The sequence below is a fragment of the Paracoccus versutus genome (assembly GCF_029909795.1).
Lineage (GTDB): Bacteria > Pseudomonadota > Alphaproteobacteria > Rhodobacterales > Rhodobacteraceae > Paracoccus > Paracoccus versutus.
Genome location: NZ_CP038196.1, coordinates 288,759 through 304,886, shown reverse-complemented (window position 1 = coordinate 304,886; position 16,128 = coordinate 288,759). Strand labels below are relative to the sequence as shown.

Annotated in this window: 14 protein-coding genes; 7 read left to right on the top strand and 7 right to left on the bottom strand. The window is 64.3% G+C overall.

The features are described from left to right. The first annotated feature begins 38 nt into the window (after nt 1-38). A complete protein-coding gene (locus tag E3U25_RS01525) occupies nt 39-257 on the top strand; it encodes a hypothetical protein (protein WP_116221576.1) in 219 nt (72 codons plus the stop codon). Nucleotides 258-858: 601 nt separating this feature from the next. On the opposite strand, the gene E3U25_RS01520 is transcribed toward E3U25_RS01525, so the two are convergent. Continuing rightward, nucleotides 859-1,041, bottom strand: coding sequence for a hypothetical protein (locus tag E3U25_RS01520; protein ID WP_116221575.1), 183 nt, complete (start codon nt 1,039-1,041; stop codon nt 859-861). Between the two features lie 124 nt (nt 1,042-1,165). Here E3U25_RS01520 and E3U25_RS01515 point away from each other — a divergent pair, with 124 nt between their 5' ends. After that, nucleotides 1,166-1,573, top strand: coding sequence for a hypothetical protein (locus tag E3U25_RS01515; protein ID WP_166435466.1), 408 nt, complete (start codon nt 1,166-1,168; stop codon nt 1,571-1,573). A gap of 407 nt (nt 1,574-1,980) precedes the next feature. Here the strand turns inward: E3U25_RS01515 and tnpC are convergent, their stop codons facing one another. The 4 genes from tnpC to E3U25_RS01495 all read right to left on the bottom strand — a co-directional run bounded on the left by tnpC (nt 1,981) and on the right by E3U25_RS01495 (nt 5,878). After that, nucleotides 1,981-3,546 (bottom strand): IS66 family transposase, encoded by a 1,566-nt coding sequence (gene tnpC / locus E3U25_RS01510; protein WP_116221375.1) that lies wholly within the window; start codon nt 3,544-3,546, stop codon nt 1,981-1,983. Between the two features lie 69 nt (nt 3,547-3,615). After that, on the bottom strand, nt 3,616-3,972 hold the full coding sequence (gene tnpB / locus E3U25_RS01505; protein ID WP_425355721.1) for an IS66 family insertion sequence element accessory protein TnpB: 357 nt from the start codon (nt 3,970-3,972) through the stop codon (nt 3,616-3,618). Then, nucleotides 3,969-4,406, bottom strand: a complete 438-nt coding sequence (tnpA, locus tag E3U25_RS01500) for an IS66-like element accessory protein TnpA (RefSeq protein ID WP_244295007.1) — start codon at nt 4,404-4,406, stop codon at nt 3,969-3,971. Before tnpA ends, tnpB begins: the two co-directional genes overlap by 4 nt. A 473-nt stretch (nt 4,407-4,879) precedes the next feature. After that, nucleotides 4,880-5,878, bottom strand: a complete 999-nt coding sequence (locus tag E3U25_RS01495) for an aldo/keto reductase (protein ID WP_116221573.1) — start codon at nt 5,876-5,878, stop codon at nt 4,880-4,882. 528 nt (nt 5,879-6,406) lie between these two features. On the opposite strand from E3U25_RS01495, the gene E3U25_RS01490 reads away from it, so the two are divergent. Then, complete coding sequence (locus E3U25_RS01490; protein WP_244295074.1) at nt 6,407-8,233, top strand: DUF927 domain-containing protein; 1,827 nt, start codon at nt 6,407-6,409, stop codon at nt 8,231-8,233. Between the two features lie 374 nt (nt 8,234-8,607). Here E3U25_RS01490 and E3U25_RS01485 read toward each other — a convergent pair whose 3' ends face one another. Beyond that, complete coding sequence (locus E3U25_RS01485) at nt 8,608-8,787, bottom strand: ribbon-helix-helix protein, CopG family (RefSeq protein ID WP_116221572.1); 180 nt, start codon at nt 8,785-8,787, stop codon at nt 8,608-8,610. 116 nt (nt 8,788-8,903) lie between these two features. On the opposite strand from E3U25_RS01485, the gene E3U25_RS01480 reads away from it, so the two are divergent. The 3 genes from E3U25_RS01480 (at nt 8,904) to E3U25_RS01470 (ending at nt 13,304) form a co-directional block, all read left to right on the top strand. Further along, nucleotides 8,904-9,440, top strand: coding sequence for a hypothetical protein (locus tag E3U25_RS01480; protein ID WP_166435465.1), 537 nt, complete (start codon nt 8,904-8,906; stop codon nt 9,438-9,440). 157 nt (nt 9,441-9,597) lie between these two features. Continuing rightward, nucleotides 9,598-10,755, top strand: coding sequence for a hypothetical protein (locus E3U25_RS01475; RefSeq protein WP_116221570.1), 1,158 nt, complete (start codon nt 9,598-9,600; stop codon nt 10,753-10,755). Nucleotides 10,756-11,036: 281 nt separating this feature from the next. Beyond that, nucleotides 11,037-13,304, top strand: a complete 2,268-nt coding sequence (locus E3U25_RS01470) for an AAA family ATPase (RefSeq protein ID WP_244295071.1) — start codon at nt 11,037-11,039, stop codon at nt 13,302-13,304. Between the two features lie 39 nt (nt 13,305-13,343). Here E3U25_RS01470 and E3U25_RS01465 read toward each other — a convergent pair whose 3' ends face one another. Beyond that, on the bottom strand, nt 13,344-13,643 hold the full coding sequence (locus E3U25_RS01465) for a hypothetical protein (protein ID WP_116221568.1): 300 nt from the start codon (nt 13,641-13,643) through the stop codon (nt 13,344-13,346). A 543-nt stretch (nt 13,644-14,186) separates the two neighbouring features. On the opposite strand from E3U25_RS01465, the gene E3U25_RS01460 reads away from it, so the two are divergent. Continuing rightward, nucleotides 14,187-15,941 carry a recombinase family protein gene (locus tag E3U25_RS01460; protein ID WP_116221567.1) on the top strand — a complete coding sequence of 585 codons (1,755 nt, stop codon included), beginning with the start codon at nt 14,187-14,189 and terminating at the stop codon, nt 15,939-15,941. The last annotated feature ends 187 nt before the right edge of the window (nt 15,942-16,128 follow it).

The following is a 16,128-nucleotide window of genomic DNA, read 5'->3' as shown; positions in this document are numbered from 1 at the left end:
AGCTTTATGATCTGCTCTGCGGCGATGGCAAGGATGACGTGGCCAGCCGCGACGCGCTGCGCGATACGCTGAATCTGTCGGAAACGGCGCTGACCGGGACGCTGTCGGCGGCGCTGATCGGCATCGGCTGCCCGCCCTTCCTTGCCCCGCTGATTGCCGCCATCGTCGTGCGACGCGGGATTAATCCAGCATATCAGGAAACCTGCCGTATCTGGGATGAAAGCTTGGCGAAGGCGGATAGGGAAAAGCAGTCTTAGCAAGATGCTGAAGAAGTCGGGCCTCGACCTTGTTTGGGGGACATGCCTCACCCGTGGTAGAGTAACGGCGAGGGTAAAGATGGGCCTTTCAGATGAACTTGACCGTTTCCGGTTCCACCTTGGCCCGAGTAGATGAGTAAGCCCAATGACCCTCCCATAACCGCCGTGTCACCCGTTTCATTGCAATACCGAGGACGGTCGCCTTCGAGGGCCTCGATTGGGTTTGCGTCAGCAAACCTCATTGGTCAGGAAAGACACAACTTGAACTCCGCGATACCTCCTGTCGGAACCTCGCAGCGGCCACAAAGGACTCTACCGAGATTTGTGAAGGGGGATGATAACGGCGAGCGAATACGGCGTAACGAAGATGCGACCCGAAACAGGGCGACCGAGAAAAACTTCGGCGACGAAAGTCCGATTTCGCGGCCTGCGCAGCATCCCGTGGCAATGCAGTGACGCTGCTTCCCGCCCTCCGCGTCGATGGCAGGCTGGAATCGCTGCACCATGCGTGAACGGCTGCTCTCATGCGACGCTGCGGCCGCACCGCCGCATGACCGCTTTCCGCCCCTTACGACAACCCTCGTTCCACCCCATCCATGGCTTACTGTTCCTTCGCGACCTTTTCGAGGAAGTCTGCCATGACCCTTCTGATCACCTCTGGCCGTGTAGGGAGGTCGTCGAGGGTCCTGCGATAATCGTCGATCTGGCGGATCATGTCGCGCTCCATGCGGATGGTGACGGGCATGGTATCGACTTCGGGCCGGCCCATTTTTTTCTCTGTCATGCAGAATCCATTCCGTACTTACTTGACTTTATGCCAACAAGGTAACAGAATGGGCGAGCCAGGGCAAGAGTTGCAGCTCCCATCCTGGCCCTGACCACACCGATCTCGTCTGAGGAGACCGCTCATGGCTGATGCCAGTCCTACCACGCCCTTCGAGGCGCAGAAAGCCGCCTGCGCTTTCACCCACACCAGTGTTTCACGCCGCTTTTCCGAGCTTCTGGGCACGCTGGCGCATGCCATCGAAGCGGAGCGCGACATCCAGCATGGCTGGTCGCGCGACGCAGCGTTCGCGCACTGGCTGCGCGAGTCGGAACTGCTCTGGCAGCGGGCTGCGGCCGAGGCAAGCGATCTCGCCGATAGCCCGGCCCTGCGCGCCGCCGACCGGGTGCTGATCCGGGCCGCGCGGATCCTGCACTTCGCCCTCGGCTGCGAGCATCCGGCGGAATATGACGCCGCGGTGGCGGATCTGGCCGGCTGCGGCGACAACCAAAGCAGATTCTTTCTTCGCATTCTATCACTTGCCCGGCTCTGATTGTGCGCCCCGGACGGCGGCGGATCCCCTGCATGTCGGAGACGTCTTGGAGAGCACTGCTCTGTAACCGATGGGGTGGACGCCCTTCGGCGGCATCGGTGTGCAACTGTGGCGGGCGTTGAAGCACCGCTACGGAGGGGAGCGTCCATGTCCTCGTCGATCTTGGAGACTTTCTTGTCACCCCGCTTGAACGCAGGCTCGACTGCCCGATAACATGGCCAAACGCCCCTCGCCCCATATTATCGAGCTTGTAAAATACGCCTGCTCCGTTTGTGAGGCCCGCTAGGCGGGGGCGATGCTTGAAAGGGCATGACCGGATGCCCTCTCCCCTCGAGGAAATGAGAGCAGACAGACGGTTTTTATTCCGACACCGAATGATGCCGAAAAGTAAGCGCGACGACGTGGCCCTATGCAGCGAGGCTTGACGTCTGGACGTAGCACCAGGGCATGAGGTCCTCGATGCGGGATCTGGGGTGTCCGTCGAGGATGGCCCGGAGGGTATCGGCGAGGTAGTCGACGGGGTTCACGCCGGACAGCTTGCAGGTTGCGACGAGCGAGGCGAGCATGGCCCAGTTTTCGGCTCCGTTCTCGTTGCCCGCGAAGAGGGCGTTCTTGCGGGTCAGGGCGATGGGGCGGATCTGGTTCTCGACCGGGTTGGTGTCGAGCTCCAGCGTGCCATCGTCGAGGAAGCGGATCAGGCCCGGCCAGTGTGCGAGGGTGTAGCGGATGTCCTCGGCGAGCTGGGATTTCTGCGGGATGCGGGAGAGCTGGGCCTCGAGCCAGGGTTTCAGCGCGGCGATTATGGGGGCGGAATGCTCGCGCCGGGCAGTCAGCCGGGTGGCAGGATCCTTGCCGCGGACGGCCTTCTCGACCCCGTATAGGACCGCGATCCGGCGCAGCATCTCCTCGGCGATGGGCGAGCCGTCGCTCTCGAAGCGCTTGACGAAGCGGCGGCGGACGTGGGTCCAGCAATAGACCAGCTGCCACGGCCCCTCATCGCGCGTGATCTCGGTCAGCGCGTTGTAGGATTGGTAGGCGTCGCATTGCAGGAACCGGCCGCGGTATCCGGCCAGGAACCTAAGCGGATGTTCCCGTCCCCGACCGGGAGCGTAGTGGAACAGCACGATGGGCGGTCCGGCACCACCATGCCCGCGATCGTCGGATACGACGGCCCAGAAGTAGCCGCTCTTGGTGGCCTTCCGGCCCGGATCCAGAATCGGCGCGCGGGTCTCGTCGACGAAGATCCGGTCGGCGGCGCGCAGATTGGCCTTCATGTGGTCGATCACGGGCATCAGGTGGAAGCAGGCGCGGCCGACCCAATTGCCGAGTGTGCCGCGGTCGAGGTGGAGTCCCTGTCGCTCGAAGATCCCCGCCTGGCGGTAAAATGGAAGGTGGTCGCCGAACTTGGAGACGATGATCCATGCGATCAGCCGCTCGGTGGGCAGGCCGCCCGGCACGACATGCTCGGGGGCATGCGTCTGCACTACGGCCTGCGAGCAGCGGCGACAGGCATATCTGGGGCGGCACGTCACCAGAACCTGGAACTGCGCCGGGATCACGTCGAGACGCTCGGAGATGTCTTCCCCGATCCGGGCCATCTCACCACAACCGCAGGGGCAAAGGGTGCTGGCGGGCTCGATCACGCGCTCGACCCGGGGCAGATGCGCCGGCAGATGCCCACGGTTGCGCGCGGGCTTGCGAGGTTCTTCCCCTCGCGCCCGTTGCAGCGCGGCTTCAGTCTTCTCCTGTGCGGCCTCAAGCACGCCCTGGGCCAGTTCGGCGTCCTCGAGCGGCAAATTGAACTGGTCGGGTGACAACTTCTCGGAACTCTTGCCAAAGCGCTCGCGCTGCGAGGCGCGCAGGATACCCTCCAGCCGGCGGTTGGCCTCCTGCACCTCCGCGAGCGCTGCCTCAACCTCCGCGAGGCGGGCCTTCAAATGAGCGTTCTCGCGGCTGAGAGTGTCGGCATCCATGCCTCGAAGTGAATCATGCTGATGCTGTTCTGGCCAGTAAAAACAGGGCCTCCAGTGCATCGGACGCACTTACCCTGCAACCAGCGGGCGGCGCACCCGCTCGGGTCTTACCAGTCTCCAGTCCAACCCCTCGAACAGCGCCGCCAGCTGCGCCGAGGACATCCGCATCACCCCGTCCCGCACCTGCGGCCAGACAAACTTGCCACCTTCGAGGCGCTTGTGAACCAGCACCATTCCGGTCTGATCCCAGACCAGGAGCTTGATGCGCTCCGCACGCTTGGCCCGGAACACGAAGACCGCCCCGCTGAACGGGTCGAGCCCGAACATCTCCTGAACCGCCAGCGCAAGCCCGTCGATCCCCTTGCGGAAGTCCACCGGGCGCATCGCCACATAAACCTTCACCGGCCCGCCCTGACCGAGCATCATGACCTCGACGCCCGCGCCGCCCGGATCGACCGCGTAAGCAGAACCTCATCGGTATCTGCGCCGACGCGGATCACGACATCACCCACAACGATCTCCACGCCGGTGCTGGCCTCCGTCTCTGCCGGCATCTCCGCTGCGGCGCCCTCGACGACCAGTTCTGCAAACATCGGCAGTGCCGCCACGCTCTCGGGCACGACAAGCTGTCCGTCCCGTAGCTTCTTCCGCCAGTCATAAACCTGCCAGCGCGTCGTCCCGTGCCGCCGCGCGACATCGGTCACCGACGCTCCCGGCACCAAGCTCTCCGCCGCAATCCGCGCCCGCTCCGCCTTCGTGCGTCGCTGACGCCCGGTCGGCCCCTCGATCACTTCCAGCCGCGAAACCCCACCATCCGAGAAACCGTCCAAATGGCCGCCCATTTTGCCGTCTCGTTCCAAGCCAACACCTCCGACCTTCATGCGCACGGAGATTGGCCCGTTCAGATCACCAGCGGCAGGAGGGGATCAGCGTCGCGCTTACGCCGAAAAGCCTGTCTGTGGCGGCTCGGAAATCGCCACGATAAACGTCTGCTCTCCCGGCAGGGTGCAGCCTGCACGACTATCCGCCTTCGATCCTTTGCCTGTCGAGCCGATAGACCCGCGCCCTGCCGGATCGACACAGCGGGGCAGGCGATACTAATACCATCTCTGCAAACCACTGGGAACGAGCAGCCCCACATCGCCTAGCAGTTTCACCGTCAGGCCAGCCGACATGAAGCCGTTAGCGTGGTGTTTCGCCGACCCTATCACTTCTCCGGCCCAGCTTCCCTGTCTTCTACCCTGGAGATCGATCTGTTCCTTGGAGCATAATGAGGACAGGTTCCTTTGACATGGCCCGCCCGCTCGGGGTTGCAGCCATCTAACCGGACGTGTCAGCAATAGCGTTCCGGCCCATACCACTGTTCGTCGGAATATCGGTCGCCGCAGGCCCATCCGACCGGCAGCACCGCGTCGATCCGGTCCAAATCTGTCTGCGACAGGTTCAGCTCTGCCCCGGCCACGCATTCGCGCAGATGCGCGACCGATCGGGTGCCCGGGATCGGAAGCACATGCGGCCCCCGAGTCAACAGCCAGGCATTGGCCAGTGCTGCGGCGCTGGTTCCCATCTCGGCCGCCAAAGCCCGGAACCCCTGCATTATCCGCAGGTTCTCAGTCAGGTTCGGTTCCATGAAGCGCGGGTTTGCGCGCATGAAGGGCAGATTCACCAGCCGTTCGCGCGGGATCGGATTGTCGGTCAGCATTGACCGCCCGACGGGCGAAAAGGCCACCATGGCTACGCCCAGTTCCGCGCAGGCCTGCACAAGCCCAAGATCCGGCGCCCGACTCAAGAGCGAATATTCTGACTGCACCGCCGCCACCGGGAAGGCATTCATCGCCAGCCGCAGCGTCGAGGGCGCAATCTCCGAAAGCCCGATCGCCTTGGCCTTGCCCTTCTCGACCAGCCGCCCGAGATTGCCCGCCAGTTCCTCGGGCGGGAAGCCCGGCGCGCGGCGATGGGCATAAAACAGATCCACACAGTCCACTCCCAGCCGTTTCAGCGACTTGTCCAGTTCGGTCTCAAGATGCGCGGCGGAATTGTCGAAAACCCGCTTGCCCTCGGCATCTGTTCCGATCGACGCCTTGGTCGCGATCACGAATTCGTCCCGCACGCCTGGATTGGCCCTCAGGTAGGTTCCGATGGCGCTTTCCGATTTGCCCATTCCATAGATATTGGCGGTGTCCAGATAGATGACGCCCAAGTCCCGGCAGGCGTCGAGGATGGCGTGACTCTCGGCCTCGTTCGTAGGGCCATACATATCCGAGAACGACATCGCCCCGTAGCCGATTGCGCTGACCTCTGGCCCGTTCTCCCAAAGCCTGCGTCGTTCCATGGTCACCCCTCGATTCTTCGACCGTCGTATTCGGGCGGCAGGTTAGAGATCGCGAGCCTTGGCTTTCAACCGCAATATGCGTCTCGTTGTCGGATTGCCAAGCCACCCCTGTGGGGGATCACGCCACAGCAATCCGTCGCCGCCAGCATGCCGCTGCCTAGGCGCGCTATCATGAGACGCAGGGCCTCCGTCACCAAACTGCTGGACCAATGCCGGCAAGACGTGGCCATGATGATGCCGAGCAGCATGCTGGAGAGCCTCGCCCAAAGCGTGGCTTGAGCCATGTCACTTGGACAGTCGGACAATTGGACGGTTGCTGCGTGCCCTGACCGAAACCACGGTATTTTCGCGATCTCACCCGTCCGCCTGCCCAACTGTCCAACATGATCTGCCCTCTCCAAATCCGATCCGCCCCTGATCAGCGCGCGTCCTCCGTCGATTTTTGTGGATTACGCAAAGCATTCCGCTGACAGGGCTCGCCCGATCCATCACAATCGGGGCATCCCTTTCCATTGCCGGAGACGTCCCATGACCTCGCGCAATTCCGCGCCCGAACCCGCATGCCCTGTTGCTGCCGATCCCGAGAACGACGAGAACCGCGGCTACCGCTGGAGCGAAGAAGAGCATGTCCGGACCGATATCACCGGCCTGCCGGTCGGCTATCTCTATGATGATCAGGCCAGGATGATCTGCCTCGTGAAGTCCCATGGCGTCCAGCCGCTCTGCGGTCCGTTGCGTGTTGCCATGAGCCTCACCAATCAGCAGGAGAACGCCTCGGCCATCTTGATCGAGTTCTTCAATGCCAGCGGCACCCGTCGCCGGACGGTGATCACCGCCACGCAGCTGATGAGCGCCCCCGGACCAGTGGCCGCCCATCTCGCCGAACTGGGTCTGATGATCCCCGGCAGCCCGGCGCAGCTCGTGCATCTCCTGCGGCAATGGGTTCCCGACAGACATGGGCTGTTGGCCGAGCAGCCGGGCTGGATCCATGCCGAGGGACAGATCGGCTGTGTGACCCCGCAAGGCAGGATCTTCAGCGGTGATCAATGCACAGAAGACCGGCCCATCATCGCGCTCGGCGGCGAGACGGCTGTCGATCAGGCGGGATCGTTCCAGGGTTGGCATGATGGCCTGGCCCGCCTCGCGCGCCACAACCCCCTCCTCATCTTCGCGATCTGCGTCGCGCTCGCCGCGCCGTTGCTCGCGCTTCTTGGTCTCGCAGGGGGCGGTTTTGGCATCTTCGGCCGGACGAGCTCGGGCAAGACCACGGTTCTCCACGTCGCGCGGAGCGTTTACGGCGCACCTGGGAAACTGATGAGCTGGCATGCCAGCACAACCGCTTTCGAGACCGCGGCGCATCGCGCCAGGGACGGGTTGCTGGCGATCGACGAGATCCCGACGCGGGAGTCCACCGTGGCCCGCGAACTCACCTCTGTCCTCTATATGCTCGCGAATGGGGTCGGCAAGAAGCGCAGCAACGTCTCACTCGACGATCTGGACCCGCGGGCCTGGCAGACGATGATCCTGACGACCGCCGAAGCCCCGCTGCCGGAGATCTACACGCAGTCCCGGTTGACCATTCCGGAGGGCTTGACCACCCGCCTTGCCGACATCCCCGCCACGTCCTGGCAGCACGGCGGTTTTGCGCATCTGCACGAATACCCGGACCCTGCCGCCTTCGCAGATGCCCTGAAGGCGGAATGTGGTCAGCATCATGGTCATGCCGGCCCGCGCTTTATCGAGCGGCTGGTGGCGGAGCAGGTCAGATCCGGCACGGGTCGCCTGAAGACTCTCTACAATGCGGTGCTCGCCGACATCCTGAAACGGCTTTCGGCAAGCTTTTCCCAATCGCCCGACGGGCCGGAACGGCGGGTCATCGGGCGATTTGCGGCCGTCTCCGTGGCGGGCCAGCTCGCCTGTCACTGGCAGATCGTGCCCTGGCAAGCGCAGGAGGTCCGGACCGCGATCATGGAGGTCGCCAGCCTGTGGCTGGAGCAGCGTCGCGCGCTGATGCCCCCGCCTCAGACCGAGATTTCCGAGCGGCTGATGACCTACTTCAAGGAGCATCAGGACAGCTTTGCCGATGTCGATTCCGGTGAGACCTTCTCTGTCCACGCCCATGCGGGCTGGCATGATGCCGAGCGCCTGGTGATTTCCTCCGAGGTATTTGCCCAGATCGTGCGTCCCCTCCTGCCCCGGACCGCAGCACGGCAATTACACCAGCTCGGGATTCTGATCGCCGGCGGTGAGGCGCGGTCGCTGCAACAGCGCAGATCGCCGCGGATCGACCCGTCGCGGGGGCGGGAATACTGGCTGTCGAAGGCCGGGCTCGCACGGAACAGTCCGACGATCTGACAGCTGATCCTGGCCCCGGCGGTCTCGCTTGCCGAGGGACGAATGACGATGGCTATGTCCCTACCACAGGGTTGGAGGACTTGGAGGAGAAGGCCGCCCTCCCTCCCAAGTCCTGACGCGCAGGGGAGGCCCGGACAAGGTCGGCAGACAAGTTTCGTATTGGGAAGATTTCGGCCCATCGTCGGGGTCACACTGGGTGACTGTTCCAAAGAACACGCCATTCGGAGCCTGCTCTGAAGATCCAACTGTGATGGCAGATGTTAAACGAAACGCCAGCCTTTCCGCCATCACGCGCCGCACCCTCTCTGGACGCGACGGCAGGTCAGCTTACTCTCTTCGGCAATCATCAACCGTGCGCAGTGTTCCCGGTCCCGTCAGCGTTCCGGGTCCGTCATCTCCAGCCACTGGACCAGTGCCCGTCGGATCATCTCCGGCCGCGTAGGCAGGTCCGGCTCAAGCCGGCGGCGGTTATCTAGGGCTTCTATAAGCTCACGAGGAAGCCGAAGATTGATCGCCTCCGAATCCACAGGAGGGCGTCCGCGTTTTTTTTCCATTTTTCCGAATCTATTACTTGATTTTCGGTTTAATGGTGTCATATAATTCGGGCACAGGCAAGGGCTCCTACCCCCTTGCCTGGCCCTAACCACAACTGATCCTCAGGAGATCACTCATGGCTGTTCAAACGCCTACCATTCCGCTGTGCCTTTCGGAAGCGGCGCCTTCGTTTCGTCCGACGCCTGTCACCATCCAATTCGGTGCCGTGACGCGCGATCTTTCCGCCTACATCGAAGCTGAGCGGGACCTTGAGCACTGCGATAGCTGGGACCCGGCCTGCGACGCGTGGATCCGCGATGCCGAACAGTCCCGGGCGCGGGTGCTCGACGGGATCAGCGCGCTGCGCAAAGCACCGAACCGGCGCCACGAGGATCTGCCTCTCCAGCGCTATGCCAACCTGGCGCAGCTGCTGATCGAGAGCGACTGCCCCGAGCAGGTCCGCGATATTCTCGCCCTGCCCGACCGCTTCCCGCACTTGTTCCGCTGTGCCGGCGATAGCCCCGTTGCACGGCGCGCCGACCTGATGGTTGCGGCCTTCCAGCAGCATCTGCGCGTCCTTGCGACCTTGTCCGATTTCACGGGGATGGTCGAGGCGGAGGATCCCGCTATCGAACCCGACGCGCCCAATCTCATGCTGGCGCCCGCAGCCTGATCGCCGCACATATCTGACGACTTGGGTGCCCATCACAGATGGGCAGCCATAGCCGCGCACCTGTCCCATTTCTTCCGCCACCGGCTCCTGGTCGCACGTCCTGCGTGCGCCCGAGGTCTGGCTTCATCTTCTCATCCTGTTTTCGGGAGGACTTCCTATGTCCACGACCATCCTGCCTTCTCACGCCCTCCACCATCTGCTTTCGGTCTCCGACCTTCCGCTCGTCATCTATCCGGGCAAGATGCATGCCCACTGGGCCGAGGCCGCCCGCGCCAAAGGCTTCGACCTGATCGCCCGCGTCCGCGACCGTCTGCATGTCGCGCTGCGCTGCCAGACCTGCGGCGGGGTCCATGTGGCGCGCCATTTTGTGGTGATGAATGCTCAGCCCCTGTGCCCGCATTGCATCGAGGCGCGCTGGCGCGAGACCGCCCTCGCCGCTGGCCTGACGTGGCTCGGCCGGGATCCGGATCACCGCCATTACGGCCGCTACCTCCTGCCCTGCGACCACGAAGTTCGGCGACAGTTCAGTTTCGTTGAACGTGTCGCATCCGGCGAAGTTGCACCGCGCTGCGAGACCTGCCTTGTTCATCGCGAGGAAGCCGAAGCGCTGCGTTTCGGCTGGATGCGCCTCGGCCGCGATCCGCAGGGCAATCCCAACTATCGGCTTTACCGCCACAGTTGCGGGCATGAGCAGCGCATCGCTCGCGCCAATCTGCAATGGGGCCAGTGCGACTGCGCCGGCTGCGGGCAAAGCTGGACGGCCAAACCGTCCTACATCTACCTGCTCGACATCCGTCACCCGGGAACCAGGAGGCACTATCTCAAGCTGGGATATTCGTCGCATCCCCTAAAGAGACACAAACATCAGCTTGGGCTTCCCAAAGATGCTGAGGTCGAGGTTGGCCGGGTCGTCGCCATGCCGACCGGCCACGATGCCTGCGCGAGGGAAAAAGCCGCCCACGCGGAACTTCGCCGTCTCTATCCGGAAGCCGTGGTTCCCAATCCGGAATACGCGGACATCATGAACGTGGTGTCCGAGATCTATCGTCCGGAAGCTCTCGCCATCCTTCAAAAGACCCTCGACCGGATCGAGACCGAGGTCGCCGCAGGCGCATGCATCCGGACTCCGAATGGCTTGTCCGACCAGGGTCAGATCGCAGGGGGCAACAATCCGGAAACGCCGCACTCTGATCCAGAGGCCCACACGCCCGACGAGGCCGTGACCCGGAATCCGGAAGCCATGCTGCAGGACCGTGCCGCCGCGTGGCGTGGTCGCCTCCCGATCCTGGTCCGACATTGGGGCTTGGCCGGATAACGGTTTCCGGACAGTGGGCATCTGGGTCATGGGCCAATACCCATGATCCGGAGTTCTGCCAGAACCAGGCAGCGGGAAGCCGTCTCCGGCAATCCGCATCCCGGACTCCGGATCCAAACAGCTTCGACACCTCCGAACCATCGCGGTTTCCGGATCCCCCGCCCGCCCCGACCCGCCGCCCACCGCATCCCGGCCGTCGGGATCGCACCACCCTCTGCGACCTGCCCCGCTGCCATCCGGAGAGCCGGATGGCCCTCCCCTCTCATACCCGGAATCCCGCCATGACCCAGACAATCTCCACCCCGTCCAGCAATCCTGACCCCAATTCCGGAACCCGTCATCCCGCGCCCTGGGCTTCCCTGGCCCGTCATGCCATCCACCGCCTGCGGGCCGATCTGGCCGAGAGGCTGACCCCGTCCTGGGATCCGGCGCTCGACCCGGAAGACATGGACCTGCCCGAACTGCTGGAAGCCGCACCGTCGCCTCCGGGATCCGCCGCGCTTGATGCCCTGAACACCAGCCCCGCCGCGCAGAACGTCTCGCCCGAAGAACACGACGCCATTGCGGAAGCCGGAGGCGATCCCGCCGCCACCGCAAGCAATGGCGCGTCGCAGCCCCGCATCCGCCTGCCGGCGAACAAGCTGTTCCCGCTGCTGCGCCTTGCCGCCAGTATCGGCAGCCTCGAGGACCGCGACGCGATGCTGGTGCCGGGCGCGATCACCGTGATCGAAGGCATTCCCGGCAACCTGATCGATGCGCTCAAGAAGCTGCTGCCGCATGTGTTGCCGACCGGCTGGTCACTGGCCATGTCCATGGGCCGGCTGCCTCGCGACAAGCCTTATCTGCTGGTGCTGGGCCCGGAGCTTATGAACGGCAAGATCTCCGAGCACGCCGGACGCGGGTTTGCGGCGGAACTCGCCACGGCGATCGACATGCGGGTCCCGATCCTGATCCTGCTGCCGGATGTGGCGACAGCCCCGGAGGTGCTGCGCCACCCGCCAGTCCAGCGACGGGCCTTTGCGCCTCTGTCGGCGGAGATCCTGATCACCGCCCTGCGCGCCACGCACAGCGCCACCGGCCGGGTCGACGAGACCGCGGTGCGCGCCGCCCTGCCGGACGATGCCGTGCTGTCTGACCTGGAGCCACTGGCCCTTGGTCTGGCCATGCGTGCGCCGACCGCGAAGGCGGTCGCCGAACGGATCGCAGCCCTCACGGCCCAGGCGCCACGCGCCGCGGCTGACGGCCCCTGGCTCGAGGATATCCATGGCGACAGTCCGGCACTACGCGCGGCGCGCCAGATCGTGCGCGACCTGCGCGCATGGAAAACCGGCGAGGTCGGCTGGCAGGACCTGACCCGGACGCTCCTGCTCTACGGCCCGCCCGGCACCGGCAAATCGTGGATCGCCCGCGCGATGGGCAATTCGGCGGGGTTCAGCGTCGTGAGCGGAACCTTCGGCCAGTGGCAGGCGGCGGGGCACTTGGGCGACATGCTGCGCGAGATGCGCCGGACCTTTGCCGAGGCGCGGTCCAAAGCCCCAACCGTGCTGATCATCGACGAGATCGATGCCGTCGGCTCGCGCGAAGATCGCGATCAGCACAACAGGTCCTACCGCACGCAGGTCATCAATGCCTTTTTGGCCGAGATGGACAGTATCGCCCGGGAAGAGGGCGTGATCGTTGTCGGCACCTGCAATCTTCCGGACCTGATCGACCCCGCCGTGATGCGGCCAGGACGGTTCGACATGAAGGTCGCCCTGCCGCTGCCGGACGCCGAGGGTCTGTTCAGCGTCTTCCGCCATTGCCTGCCGGACTGGCGCGAGACCGATCTGCGCGATCTCGCCGCGCGTGCCGTCGGCTGCTCGGCGGCAGATGTCGATGCCGTCATCCGGCAGACGCGGGCGATGGCGCGGGAGCAAAAGCGCGCCCTGACCCTCGACGATCTGCGCCAGGTCTTCCGCATCACCCATGATCCCGAGATCGACAGCCGCGTCGCCCTGCACGAATGCGGTCACGCCATCGCCTGCGCCGCGCTTCGCCTCGGCCCGGTGCGCCGCATTTTCCTGGGCCGCGACGGCGGAGGCGGCACGGTTTTCGACGCAGATGCCAAACATGGTGTCCTCAAGGATATGCAGGATCGTCTGGTGCAATTGCTGGCCGGACGCGCCGCCGAGCGCCTGGTCCTCGGCGATGTCTCTGCCGGTGCCGGCGGCAGCGCGGATTCCGACCTCGCCCATGCGACGATGATCGCCACATCGATCCAGACGCGGTTTGGACTCGGGGCCCAGGGTCCGGTCTGGACCGCAGATCCCGACACACTGCTGGCGCTGGACTCCGACGTGCTGTTCCTTGTCCGCCGCGAACTGGAGGCTGCGGAAAAGCGTGCCACTGAGATCCTCACCGTCCATCGTTCCCTGCTCGACGAGATGGCCGAAGCCCTGCTGGCATCGCGTGACATGGACAGGGCCGAGGCGGAGGACTGGCTCGCGCGGGTGCGCCATACGGCACCGGATGAAGTTCATGACGCGCACCCTGCGCAGCAACCGCAATAGAATTCAGCGGGGTGGCGCCTGCCGGAGGCGCGCGTCATTTCATCGAACCAATTCCCTCACAAACGAAGAGACCAAAACAAAAGAAAGCGGCACCGCAGCAATCAAAAAGCCAAAAACCAAAAACGGCACTCCCAGCGGCGGGCCCTGCCCGCCGCCCACTCCATTCCCCACGGAATAAAAAAGAAAGAACGCAAAGAACAGGAACAAAAAAATCAAAAGACCCGCAATATATCCGACGTTTCGGTAAGGACGCAGAAGGAACGAGAAGGACAGCGGCGCCTGGAAAGCGCTGTCCTTTGGCATGGTGCGCTGGCGGGTATCGTGGTCCCGCCCGCGCATTCCAAAAATCCGGATAATTCGCCCCCGATGTTCCGTTGCACACCGCTATAGCCCTTCCGGCTATCAGGATGCGGCCACCGCGCGCCCCATGAACGACAGCCATCCGCGCTCTGCCCCTGTCGAGACTGAGATTTCCGTATTTTCAGCTGGTTATCCACATTCATGAGACCCGATAGCCGTGCTTCACCCTGAGAGAGCCTATCCCATGCCCTATGATCATCTGAGCAGCAGCGGGCTCATCCCCGCACAGGATCATCATCAGCGAACGCCGACGGGCCCTGCCCTCCGGCGCAGGGAGCAACTCGGCCCATGGCGCGAGACCGGAGAGATATTGCCGACAGGGAGGGTGCCGCGCAGGCGGCGGCTGTCCCGTCGGCACCTCCGGCCGACAAAGCCCTTGCCGGGAATCGGCAACCCGCGCAGCATCACGACCAGTTGCTCGCCCTCATCCGCGCCTTGGCCCGCGATGCCGCCCGCGCCGATCACGCCGCCGAACGCGGCGCCCCTGACGATTGACCTGCCACTCCCCGCGGAGAACCTGCCATGACCCTGCGCGCCGTCATCTACGCCCGCTATTCCTCCGACCTGCAATCGGCCTCGTCGATCGAGGACCAGATCCGGCTCTGCCGCGAACGCGCCGCCCGCGCCGGCTGGCAGATCGTGGGCACTTATGAGGACGCCGCCACCTCCGGCGCCTCGCTGATGCGCCCCGGCATCCAGCGCCTGCAGCAGGATGCCCGCGAGCGGCGCTTCGACGTCGTGATCTCCGAAGCCCTCGACCGCCTCAGCCGCAACCAGGCCGATATCGCGGCGCTCTACCAGACCCTGACCTTCGCCGGCACCGCCATCGAGACCCTGGCCGAGGGCCGCATCGACGAGATGCATATCGGCCTCAAGGGCACGATGAACGCGCTGTTCCTGAAGGACCTGGCGGCCAAGACCCGCCGGGGCCTGCGCGGCCGTGTCGAGAAAGGCAAGTCCGGCGGCGGCAATGCCTTCGGCTATACGGTGCTGCGCCACATGGGCGAGGACGGCGAGGTCAGGCGCGGCGACCGACAGATCAATGAGGACGAAGCCGCCATCGTGCGGCGGATCTTCACCGCCTATGCCGATGGGATGTCGCCGAACCGCATCGCCGACCAGCTGAACCGCGAAGGCATTCCCGGCCCTCGCGCGGGCAAGTGGGACAAATCCACCATTCACGGCAATCCCAAACGCGGCACCGGCGTGCTCAACAACGAGATCTATATCGGCCGCCTGGTCTGGAACCGGCAGAGCTTCGTGAAGGACCCCGCCACCGGCAAGCGCCAGGCCCGCCCTAACCCGGAATCCGAATGGATCATCACCGATGTGCCGGAACTCCGCATCATCGATCAGGCGCTCTGGGACCGGGTGAAGACCCGCCAGGAGGGCCGCAAGATCGAACAGACCGACCGAGAGGCCTGGGAACGACGCAAGCCGCGCTTCCTGCTCACCGGGCTGGTCAAATGCGGCTGCTGTGGCGGCGGCTTCTCGACCATCGGCAAGGACCGCTTCGGCTGCAGCAATTCCCGCAACAAGGGCACCTGGGTCTGCAGCAACCGCACCGGCATCACCCGCCAGGAGCTGGAGGGCCGGATCCTGTCGATCCTCTCCGAGCGGCTGATGGACCCGGAACTGGTGAAGGTCTTCGCCGAGGAATATATCGCCGAGCGCAATCGCCTGGCCGCCGCCCATGTCGATGACCGGGCCGTCAAGGAGAAGGAACTGACAAAACTCATCAAGGAACAGGATGCGCTGGTCAACGCGCTCCTCTCCGGCCTGCCGCCCGAGCGGATCAAGGCGAAGATGGAACAGCTGGAGGCCCGTCAGAAGCAGCTGGAACGAGAACTGGCCACTACCTCCGTCCCGAACACGACCGTGCGGCTCCACCCCAGGATGGCCGACACTTACCACGACCGCATCCAGGCGATGATCACCGCCCTTTCCGAGCCCGATCGCGAATCCGAAGCCCGCAAGGCAATCCGGGGTCTGATCGAGAAGATCGTGGCGACCCCGGTGCCCACCAAGGGCAAGCGGATGGCGCTCGATCTGACGCTTCACGGCGATCTGGCGGGCATTCTGGCGCTGAGCCTGAATGCGGATCGGTTGAGCGGACAGCAAAAAACCTCCTGCGAACAGGAGGTTGAAGAAAGTGCAGGATTTCTGGTTGCGGGGGCGTGCAACCATCTCAAATTGCGGCTCCTCTCGGCATATCGCGCCCTCCTTGAGCAGTCGGCCTTGGCGTGGTCCAGAGGGCTGCTTCGTAGTGCAGCGTAGAATTGGCCGTGTCCCCCGCTAGTCCGTTACAACAACATGATAACACAGGACTCTCTCTCGACAGCCCACCTTGTTTGTCGTCCCCAGATGCCTCAGATTGGCCCCTGCCCCGCCTTTCGGCGAGGGCCGCCCCCGCCCCGATACAGGTCGAGACCTGCTTCAGCCGCTCGAAGCATCCAACGCCACC

Bases quoted from the DNA above. Each gene is read 5' to 3' on its own strand.
- E3U25_RS01485 (WP_116221572.1), bottom strand. From the start codon at position 8,787: ATGGAAAAAAAACGCGGACGCCCTCCTGTGGATTCGGAGGCGATCAAT.
- tnpC (WP_116221375.1), bottom strand. From the start codon at position 3,546: ATGGATGCCGACACTCTCAGCCGCGAGAACGCTCATTTGAAGGCCCGC.
- E3U25_RS01515 (WP_166435466.1), top strand. From the start codon at position 1,166: ATGGCTGATGCCAGTCCTACCACGCCCTTCGAGGCGCAGAAAGCCGCC.
- E3U25_RS01465 (WP_116221568.1), bottom strand. From the start codon at position 13,643: ATGCGCGGGCGGGACCACGATACCCGCCAGCGCACCATGCCAAAGGAC.
- tnpB (WP_425355721.1), bottom strand. From the start codon at position 3,972: ATGATGCTCGGTCAGGGCGGGCCGGTGAAGGTTTATGTGGCGATGCGC.
- E3U25_RS01520 (WP_116221575.1), bottom strand. From the start codon at position 1,041: ATGACAGAGAAAAAAATGGGCCGGCCCGAAGTCGATACCATGCCCGTC.
- E3U25_RS01480 (WP_166435465.1), top strand. From the start codon at position 8,904: ATGGCTGTTCAAACGCCTACCATTCCGCTGTGCCTTTCGGAAGCGGCG.
- E3U25_RS01470 (WP_244295071.1), top strand. From the start codon at position 11,037: ATGACCCAGACAATCTCCACCCCGTCCAGCAATCCTGACCCCAATTCC.
- E3U25_RS01490 (WP_244295074.1), top strand. From the start codon at position 6,407: ATGACCTCGCGCAATTCCGCGCCCGAACCCGCATGCCCTGTTGCTGCC.
- E3U25_RS01495 (WP_116221573.1), bottom strand. From the start codon at position 5,878: ATGGAACGACGCAGGCTTTGGGAGAACGGGCCAGAGGTCAGCGCAATC.
- E3U25_RS01475 (WP_116221570.1), top strand. From the start codon at position 9,598: ATGTCCACGACCATCCTGCCTTCTCACGCCCTCCACCATCTGCTTTCG.
- E3U25_RS01460 (WP_116221567.1), top strand. From the start codon at position 14,187: ATGACCCTGCGCGCCGTCATCTACGCCCGCTATTCCTCCGACCTGCAA.